Source organism: Sandarakinorhabdus sp. (assembly GCF_040398665.1).
Taxonomy (GTDB): Bacteria; Pseudomonadota; Alphaproteobacteria; order Sphingomonadales; family Sphingomonadaceae; genus Sandarakinorhabdus.
On record NZ_JBBATQ010000018.1, the window covers coordinates 1 to 9257 of the forward strand.

The 9257-nt window shown below is 62.5% G+C and carries 5 protein-coding genes; 2 read left to right on the forward strand and 3 right to left on the reverse strand.

Annotated features, from left to right (window positions below; all coding sequences use genetic code 11):
- Positions 1-209: 209 nt before the first annotated feature.
- A complete protein-coding gene (locus tag ABWP22_RS15610; protein WP_353200918.1) occupies positions 210-845 on the forward strand; it encodes a TetR/AcrR family transcriptional regulator in 636 nt (211 codons plus the stop codon).
- Between the two features lie 198 nt (positions 846-1043).
- Here ABWP22_RS15610 and ABWP22_RS15615 read toward each other — a convergent pair whose 3' ends face one another.
- The 3 genes from ABWP22_RS15615 to ABWP22_RS15625 all read right to left on the reverse strand — a co-directional run bounded on the left by ABWP22_RS15615 (position 1044) and on the right by ABWP22_RS15625 (position 6563).
- Positions 1044-1316 carry a type I restriction enzyme subunit R domain-containing protein gene (locus ABWP22_RS15615; protein ID WP_353200919.1) on the reverse strand — a complete coding sequence of 91 codons (273 nt, stop codon included), beginning with the start codon at positions 1314-1316 and terminating at the stop codon, positions 1044-1046.
- Between the two features lie 238 nt (positions 1317-1554).
- Positions 1555-3444, reverse strand: coding sequence for a gamma-glutamyltransferase family protein (locus ABWP22_RS15620; RefSeq protein WP_353200920.1), 1890 nt, complete (start codon positions 3442-3444; stop codon positions 1555-1557).
- Between the two features lie 53 nt (positions 3445-3497).
- Positions 3498-6563 (reverse strand): TonB-dependent receptor domain-containing protein, encoded by a 3066-nt coding sequence (locus ABWP22_RS15625; RefSeq protein WP_502951139.1) that lies wholly within the window; start codon positions 6561-6563, stop codon positions 3498-3500.
- A 588-nt stretch (positions 6564-7151) separates the two neighbouring features.
- Here ABWP22_RS15625 and ABWP22_RS15630 point away from each other — a divergent pair.
- Positions 7152-9257: amidohydrolase (locus tag ABWP22_RS15630; RefSeq protein WP_353200922.1), on the forward strand; the 2106-nt coding region annotated here is incomplete at its 3' end.

Genomic DNA, 9257 nt, shown 5'->3' on the forward strand with positions numbered 1-9257 from the left:
CGACATTTATCCCTCTTTTCAGCAGGGCGATACAAAACTGGCGAAACCGGAACACCACCGCCACGTCTGCCGATCCTTCTAAACCCAATTCCGATCATAATGCAAATCGTATTTGCATTTACAATTTATGAGCCGTAGTTAACGTCTCACATCAATTGCCATCTGGTGCGTCAGCGTTGACAGCGCGCGATCGTTGGGGAAGGTGAAATATGTTATCTTTTGATCTGTCCCCGTTTGTGCGGCGCCCGCGCCAGGAACGCAGCCGCGCCGCCCTGTCCACCATCATGGCGGCCGCAGCCGACGTTCTGGCGCGCAAGGGCCATGATGGCTTCTCGATGACCGAAATCGCCGAAGCGGCTGGCATGGCCGTGGCCAATATCTACCGGCGGTTCGAGAGCAAGGACAGCATCGTCCAGGCCCTGGCGCTCTACAACTTCCAGCGCCTGGAAGAGCAGATCGTTGCGGCTATGGTCGGTCGTCGCTTTGCCAGCGCCGGCGACGTGGTTGCCGAACTGGCTGCGATCATGACGACCGTGTCCGATCGGAACGAGGCGTTGTTTCGGGTTCTGTCGACCTATCCCACGCCGAGCGCAGAATATCGCGACATGTTGCTGGCACACCGTCGCCGCCTGGTTTCCTATTACAAGGATGCGGTTTCCGGCTTCCTCAAACCTCTCCCGGAACCGCAACTGGATATGGTGATCGGCATATCCTACTATATTGTGGCATCGGCCGTTATCAGCAAGTCGCGCGGTGACGATCCCACCATGCTCATGATATCATGGGCAGATCTGGCGCAAGAAGTGTCCAGAGCCGCCACCGCCTATCTGCAGCAGTCGTGTTAGCAGGTCTCTGGCAGGTTACCGAACCATGGCTCGGCCAATCTGCACAGTCAGCGAGGCCGCGTTTCTGCCGGAAGACGCCAGGATGGCCGCCGCGCCTGTGATCGACGAACTGACGTGGGCAATTTCGAGGCCCATGGAGGCCCCCAAAGACAATTTGGCGGAGCGGACGGAAGACCTACCAACTTTGGCTCCAGCTATTCACCCAGCTGCTTGTATATCCCCGCCGGCCCCGCCGCTGCCGGCATAGATGGCCAAAGCGCGCTCCAGGCTGCGGAACACCCCCACATAATCCACGATCACGCCGGCCGTCTTGCCCTCCGCCCGGCGGTTGGCGCGGGCGATGGTCTGCATCAGCGTGTGGTTCTTCATCGGCTTGTTGATGTAGACCGTCCCGATGGACGGCACGTCAAAGCCGGTGATCCACATCGCACACACGAACACCAGCCGCAGCGGGTCGTCCGGGTTCTTCAACTTGGCCTCCGGGTCTTCGGCCTGAATCCGCTTGCGGTGCGGCAGGATACGCGTTGTGTCCGAAGACGGGGCGGCGGTGCGCGGTCCGGATACTGCCGCCTGGTGCGCGCCAGTTCGCGTCAGTCAAGGGCTGGCGCTATTCGCCATCTGTTCGACCAAGCCTTGTCGACCTGACGGTGGCTGCGCTGCCCTTTACAGGCCTGATCAATGGGTCCTGACCCCAGGGTCTCCGGAACTGCTACCAGCCCATCACATAGCGCTCACGGCGCACATCGGCCCCGCCACGCAACGTCCCGGGTCCAGGCACAACGCCCACCGCGACGATGCCGGTCGAAACACCGAACGGCCCAAGCACATCAAGCTTGTGGCCGCGCGCAGTCAGCCCAGCGCGCACGTCGGCAGGCACGCGGTCTTCGATTTCCAGCACGCCGGGCTCGTCCTTCTTCACGGCAAACGAGCCGTGGAAATGGTTCGAGTTGATCCGCGGCGCCTCGATGGCGGCCTGCAGCGGCTGATCATGGATCAGCACGCGCAGCAGGACGTTCATGATCTGCTGATCCTGGTTGTCGCCGCCGGGTGTGCCGATCGCCAGATAGGGCGCTCCGTGCTTCAGCACGATGCTCGGCGTCAAGGTCGTGCGCGGGCGCTTGTAGGGGGCGATGACATTGGGGCTGGCCGGATCGAGATCGAAAATTGTCAGGCGGTTGCTCATCGGCACCCCGGTGTCACCGGCAATATAGGCACCGCCCAGCAGCCAGCCGGAGCTCGGCGTGCAACTGAATAGATTGCCGTCCTTGTCCACCACTTCGATGGCAGTGGTATCTGCACTTGGCCCGCCATTGCGCTTGAGCATGTGCGGCACAAATTGCGGCGTCGTGCGGGGGCGACCTTCATGCGCCCACGGGTTGCCAAAACGATGCTGGAGCGAGGCCATCGGCGCGATCTGGCGGGCGCGCTCGGCAGCATAGGCCTTGGACAACAGCCCCTTGCCCGGCACCGTGCCGAAATCCGGATCACCGAAGAACATGTTGCGGTCATCGAACGCCAGCTTGATCGATTCCGCCAGCGTGTGAAGATAGATTTCCGAACCCGGCGTCATCGCCGCAATGCCCGCCGCTTCGGCAATGTTCAGCGCCATCAGCAGGGCTGGCCCCTGGCTCCAGAAGCCGGCCTTGCACACTTCATGACCGAACACGCTGACCATCGCCGGTGCTTCCACCTTGCCAGCGTAGCGCGCCAGATCGTCATAGCGCATCAGCCCGCCATCAGCTTCCATGGCGGCGCCGATCCGCCGTGCAATGTCGCCCTTGTAAAAAGCATCGCGCCCGGCCTGAATCGCCGCCCTGCGGTCGCTGGTGCGGGCAAAGGTCGATCTGTCCGCCTCGGCAATGATCCGCAGCGTGCGCGCCAGATTGGGCTGGCGAAAGATTTCCCCGGTCTTCGGGAGCTTGCCGCCCGGATAATAGGTGTCATAGGCTGACTTGTACTTGGACGTCGCCTTCTGCTGGCTGACAAACACCTCAGCCAGAAAGTTGTACATCACAAAGCCGTCGGCCAGATCGATCGCCGTTTCCATCACTTGTGAAAGGGTCATCGTGCCATTGAGTTGCAGCGCCAGCGCCATCGCATCGACCACGGCGGGAATCGTCCCGCCATTGGGCCCATTGCCCGGAATCACGCCTTCGGCGGCAAACTTGTCCGGCGTCGCGAGCCCCGGCGCCGTGCCCTGCCCATTGACCACCGAGACCTTCTTCGTCTTTGCGTCATAAATGATCGTCGGCGCCTCGCCGCCAAATCCGAAGTGCGAAATTTCGGTCACCGCGGCTGCCAGGGTCGCTGCCACCCCGGCATCGGTGGCATTTCCGCCTGCCAGCAAAATGCGGTTGCCCGCCGCCACGGCATAGTGCCGCCCGGCCGCAACAATGCCGAAATTGCCGACAATCTCCGGCCGCAGTGTTTCACCGGCACTCACCAGCCGGGTAGGCTCGATCGCCGGGGCCCGCACAGCTGCGGCCGTCTGGGCCGCCACCGATCCGCTGCCTGCCACCATGGCCGCACCGCCCAAAGCCAAAGCGGCCAATTCGCGCCGGCTCAACGGCCCCTGCGCATCATCGTGTCTGTTGGTCATGCAATCGGTCCTTGTGGCAGGCAGGCGGTGCACCGCACCGCCTGCCCACATCATCAGAAGCTCTTTGAAACGTTCACATACCAGTAACGTGCCATCGGCGCATACAGGTTGGACAGATAGCCGGTGGACGCCAGCGGTGGTTCCTTGTCAAAAATGTTGCGCGCGCCAACCGTGATGGCCGTCCCCTTGAGATAGTCCTCCCTCTCGAAGGCATAGCGCAGGAACAAGTTCACCGTGGTCTGCCCGTTCACAGGGAACGGATTGGCGTTGGCATCACGCACCGCATTCTGCACCACATCGTCGATGAACTGCGTGAACGCGCCAACCGTGACCGGACCCATCGACCAGGTCACGTTGGCACTCAGGCGCCAGCGCGGCTGGCCATCGATGCCCACGACATCACCGCCACCCAGGATCGGCACGCCGGCGTTGATTCGTCCGGCCTTCTGCGCATCGAGCAGCGCCTGCACCGGTGCCGGCGCCACAACCTGATAATTGATCAGCTTGGCCGCATTCACGTTGATCGTGAAGTTGCCAATCCTGCTGGTGCGCAGCTGATAATCGATGTTGAAGTCGATACCGTTCACCGTCACCGGCTGCAGATTCTCGAAGTTCGTCACCACGAAGTTGAGCAGGCCCACGGGCGCCAGACCGGTGCCGGCCACCGCAGCAATATCATCAGCGGTCACCGGCTGACGGAAGACGTTGGGGTTGCTGCTGCCCTGCACGCGCATCAGATAATCGAGGTTGACCACGTTCTGGAAGTCGAACAGCCCAACGACATTCTTCTGCTTGATCTGCCAGCGGTCGACCGTCAGCGTCAGGTTGCCCCAGCCATCCGGCAGCGGCGGCATCACCACCACGCCCATGTTCCAGCTGGTCGATTCTTCCGGATCGAGGTTCGGGTTGCCGCCGCTGCGGCGCAGCACCGAAACCGGGCGGTTGCACGTGGCAAAGCTGGTGATGCGACCGGCGCGCAGATCCGCTTCACAAAGCGTATACTCGATCCCGCCGTTCACCCGGTCCAGCACGGATGTGTTGATCACCTCAAGGTTCGGCGCCCGGAAACCCTGCGACCAGGATCCGCGGAACTTCAGGCCCTCGAACACTTCCCACGAGCCGGCAAACTTCGGCCGCGCCACGCTGCCGACGTCGCTGTAATCCTCATAGCGCCCGGCCACCTGCACATCCAAGGAGCGGATCAACGGGAAGTGCATGTCAGGATTGACCAGCGGAATGGCCAATTCGGCATAGGCCGATTTCACATTGCGCTGGCCGTACACGTCCGGGCTGGGGCTGGCGCCAACAAGATCGGAGCCCAGAAAAACGCCGGTCACGGCATCGGTGTAGGTGATATCCACACCGCGAACGCCGCCCTGCCGCGCATCGCGATTGTCGCTGTACGTCTCGCGCCGATACTCGATCCCGGCCGCAATCCCGATGTTGTTGCCGCCCCAGAGCTCGAGCAGCTTGCTGTTCGAAATCCGCAGATCCCACAGCCCAAGGGTCGTCTTGGTAGCCCGGGTCGCGATGATCTTGAAGCTGTTGATCGTTGCCTGCGGGTTGGCCACGCCGTCGCCGATGTTCGGCGTCGTCAGATTGCCGCCGTTGAACGGGTTATAGGCATCCGGCGTGGTCCGGTTGATCGCCGCCTGCAAGGCCGTGTTCGAAAGGCCGCCCGAAGCGTCGGACGCGGTGGCCCATGTATAAAGGCCTGCCGATTCCCAGTTCCAGTTGCCGAAGTTGCCTTTCAGCCCGCCCAGGAAGCGATACTGATAGTTGGTCACTTCGACTTCGCGGGTGCCGGCATCCACATAGTTGAGACTGACAATCGTCACCGGCAAACCGGCGTCAGGAATGTTCAGCCCCGGCAGCCGGTTGGGTGACCCGACAGCACCGAGCGGGTTCCAATAGGCGGTCGGCGCCACCGTGATCGGAATATTGGCCAGCGAGCCGAGCGAACTGACCGTTGCCGCCGTCTTGCCGCGGTAGAAGCCAACTTCGCCGAAGAAGTCGAGATTGTCGGTCAGCTCATAATTGATGAACGAAAAGGCGTTGATGCGCTTCACCGACGGCTGGGTCGTGATGTTCGGAAATGTCTGTGCCGAATCAAAGCGCAGATTGGCATCGACACTGGCCATCTCGGTGGTGCCGACGCCGTCATCATAGCAGACACCCGCGGTCGATGTTCCGACCCGGCATCCGGGGTTTGTTGTCGGCTGGGTATGGAACTGGCGCGATGCGTTGGTCAGCGGCGTGCCGTTGGTGGTAAGGATACCCGCACCCGACGCCCGGAACGTGCCCCAGGGCGCGCCGGTCGCCGTGCCGTTGAACGCAGCATTGTTGGCAAATGTTGTGCCGGCCACCAAGGGTCGGCGGTCGAGGTTGGCTGTGTAAGGTTGTTCACGCAGGAACAGCTTGGACTTCTGGGCATAGCCGACGAACACCGAGATATTGCCCCGGCCTTCGTTGAAATCCGTCCCGGCCAACGCATTGAACTGCCATTCGCGCAGGTCTGTTCCCTCGGCACCGCCATATTGGGCGTCAAGTTTCAAGCCCTTGAAGTCGGAACGCAGGACGTTGTTGACCACACCGGCGACCGCGTCCGAACCATAAAGGGCTGCCGCACCATCGAGCAGCACTTCCACCCGGCTGACAGCACCCACCGGAATGGTGTTGGAGTTGTAGCCAAAGGTTGGCACACCCGAATCGATGACACCTGTAATGGCCTGCGAGGTCGGGTGCAGCACGGTGCGCCGGCCGTTGATCATCAGCAGCGTATTGCCCTGGCCCAGCCCGCGAAGGCTGACCGTGGACACGTCACCGCGCGCCGCATTGGCGTTGCCGCCGCCCAGTACCTGCTCGTTGAACGTCACGCCACCAAGCTGCGGGATGGAACGATAAAGGTCGGCGCCAGACACGGCGGCCACGGCCTGGATCTGCTCGATCCCGATCACGCTCAGCGGTGTGGCGCCGATGTTCTTGCCGCCCCGGATTTGCGAGCCGGTGACGACGATTTCCTCGACGTCATTTTCATCAGCAACCGGAACTGCGGCAGTGGTGGTCGATGTCGTCGACTGGGCATTTGCCGCCCCGGCCCAGGCCCCGGCCCATGCCATCGCCAGCAGCGCCGTCGAACCCAGCACCGCCACACGCGGCCGCACCGCACCTCCCAACCCGAAGAAACTGGTCATGTCGTCCCCCTTTTCATGTCAATGACTTGCCGCAGCAAATGACAAAGCGCGTCCGACGCCAGCCGATCAAAAGATCGCCAGACAAGATTATCTCTTTGACAATCAAATCCCCAAATTCGAATAACATTGCCGCGACGTGAAATTTCCTGACCTACGACGGGGCAGAAAAATGACGCAGCTATTGCCAATCGAACCCTATGTAAGCTGGCAATGTCACAATCCTGCCATATGTAATTTGGCGTAGAGAATGCTCTGTTGGGTTGAGTTAGCGCTGTGCCGCATGTCTATCCATGGACTCTGGCATGGTCGCGGTTAGACTGGATGCGCTTGCACTGCAGCAATGGGCGCTGTCGGTGCCGTCAGGGGGGAAACATGACGCGAACCACCAGAACCGGCCTGCTTGCTTGTGTAGCGGCCTTGGTCGTTAGTGCCGCAGATGCTGCCGCTCCTGTCCAACCCTTGCCTCCCGGCGCCGGCCAGCGCCTCGCTTTCGATGTTCACGAAGGAACATCGATGTCGGTCAGCGTCTCGCCCGACGGCAAGTCCTACGCCATCGATCTGCAGGGCAGCCTCTGGATCGTTGCCGCCGGCGGCGGACGCGCCACGCTCATCACCGATTACTTCAACGACGCCCGCCAGCCGGCCTGGTCGCCCGATGGCAAGCGCCTCGCCTATTTCGCCTTCCGCGAAGGCGGCTATGATCTCTGGACCGTCGCCGCCGACGGCACCGGCGCCAAACGCCTGACCGAAGGCGCCTATGATGACCGGGAACCGGCCTGGTCGCCCGATGGCCGCACCATCGCGTTTTCGTCCGATCGGCTCGGCAAGGGCGGCGCCAACTACAATATCTGGACTCTCGACACCGCCACCGGCACCCTTGCCCAGATTTCCAGCGACGCTGGCGAGGACCGGATGCCAAGCTGGTCGCCAGACGGCAAGGAGATTGCCTATGCCAGCACCCGTCCGTCGGGCTCGGCGCTCTGGATCACCACCCTCGCCACCAAAACCGAGCGCAGCCTGAAGGCCGTTCCCGGCGCCCGCCTCGATGCCCCATCCTACGGTCCTTCTGGCCAGCTTGCTTACGTCGTCGCCGATGCCAAGGGCAGCCGCCTCGAAGTCGATGGCAGACATGTTTCGGGTGACGAGAATGTCTTCCCCTTCCGCGTGTCGTGGCAGCCGGGCGGCAGCTATGCCTATGTTTCGGATGGCAAGATCCGCCAGCGCAACGGTTCGCGCCTCACCACAATTCCCTTCGATGCCCGTCTCGAAGTCACCCGCCCCAGCTACACCCGCGCCAAGCACGACTATGACAGCACGGCGCCCCGCCGCGCCCTCGGCGTTGTCAAGCCGGCCCTGTCCCCCGATGGCAGCAGAATCGCGTTCGTCGCCCTCGGTGATGTCTGGCTCCTCTCCACCAAAGGCGGCAGACCTGAGAATCTCACCAGGGACAGCGCGATGGACGCAGACGTGGCCTGGTCGCCTGACGGCGCCAGCCTGGTCTACACCTCCGACAAGGGCGGCGGCCTGCCCCAACTGTGGATTCGCGATCTCAAGACCGGCAAGGATCGCCAGCTGACCAACATCGATACCCAGCCGCTGGGCGCCACCTGGTCGCCCGATGGCACGCGCGTCGCCTTCATCGATGTCGATGGCCAGTGGGGTGTTGCTGGCGTCTGCTTCATTGATGTCGCCACCGGCAAGGTCACCCGCCTGCAAGGGTCCCTCGGTCAGCCCGGATCGCCCACATGGTCAGCGGACGGCCACTATCTCGCCATAGGCCTTTCCTACAAATATTCGGCCAGCTTCCGGGAGGGCACAAACCAGATCTTCGTCATTCCCACGGACGGCAAGTCCGAACCGTTCTGGCAGATCCCGCAGGAGAATGTCTCGATCGACACCCGCGGCGGCGGCGGCCCGGCATGGTCGCCCGATGGCACCAAGATGGCCGCCATCTATGATGGCCTCCTCAAGGTCTGGCCGGTCGGCCCGAATGGCAAGCCGGAAGGCCCGCCGCGCACCTACACCAATGAAATCTCCTATTTCCCCTCATGGGCCGCCGATAGCCGGACGCTGACCTACCAGTCCGCCGACAAGGTCAAGAAACTCGACATCGAAAACGGCCAGATCACGGAAATCCCGATCGATCTGAGCTACACGCTCGCCAAGCCGACCGGCCGCACCGTCATCCACGTCGGCGCCCTGGTCGATTCCATCACCGACGTCACGCAGAAGAACAAGGACATCATCATCGACGGCAACCGCATCACCGCGATTGTCGATCACAACCCGTCCGGCCACGGCGGCGGCACCTTCATCGATGCATCGGGCCTCACCGCCATCCCGGGGCTCATCGAGCATCACGCCCATGTCCAGAAGGATTTCGGCGCCAATGCCCACCGCGCCTGGCTGGCCTATGGCATCACCACCGTCCGCGATCCCGGCAACCAGCCCTATGACGGCGTTGAGGACCGCGAGGCCGCCGAAGCCGGCGTCCGTATCGGGCCGCGCATCTACACCAACGGGCCCTTGCTGGAATGGCAGCGCGTCTATTACAAGATGGGCGTCGCCGTCGCAGGCCCGGCCCATCTCGAACGTGAACTCGATCGCGCGCGTCTGCTC

Coding starts and splice junctions, on each gene's coding strand:
- ABWP22_RS15620 (WP_353200920.1), bottom strand. CDS start 3,444: ATGACCAACAGACACGATGATGCGCAGGGGCCGTTGAGCCGGCGCGAA.
- ABWP22_RS15610 (WP_353200918.1), top strand. CDS start 210: ATGTTATCTTTTGATCTGTCCCCGTTTGTGCGGCGCCCGCGCCAGGAA.
- ABWP22_RS15625 (WP_502951139.1), bottom strand. CDS start 6,563: ATGGCATGGGCCGGGGCCTGGGCCGGGGCGGCAAATGCCCAGTCGACG.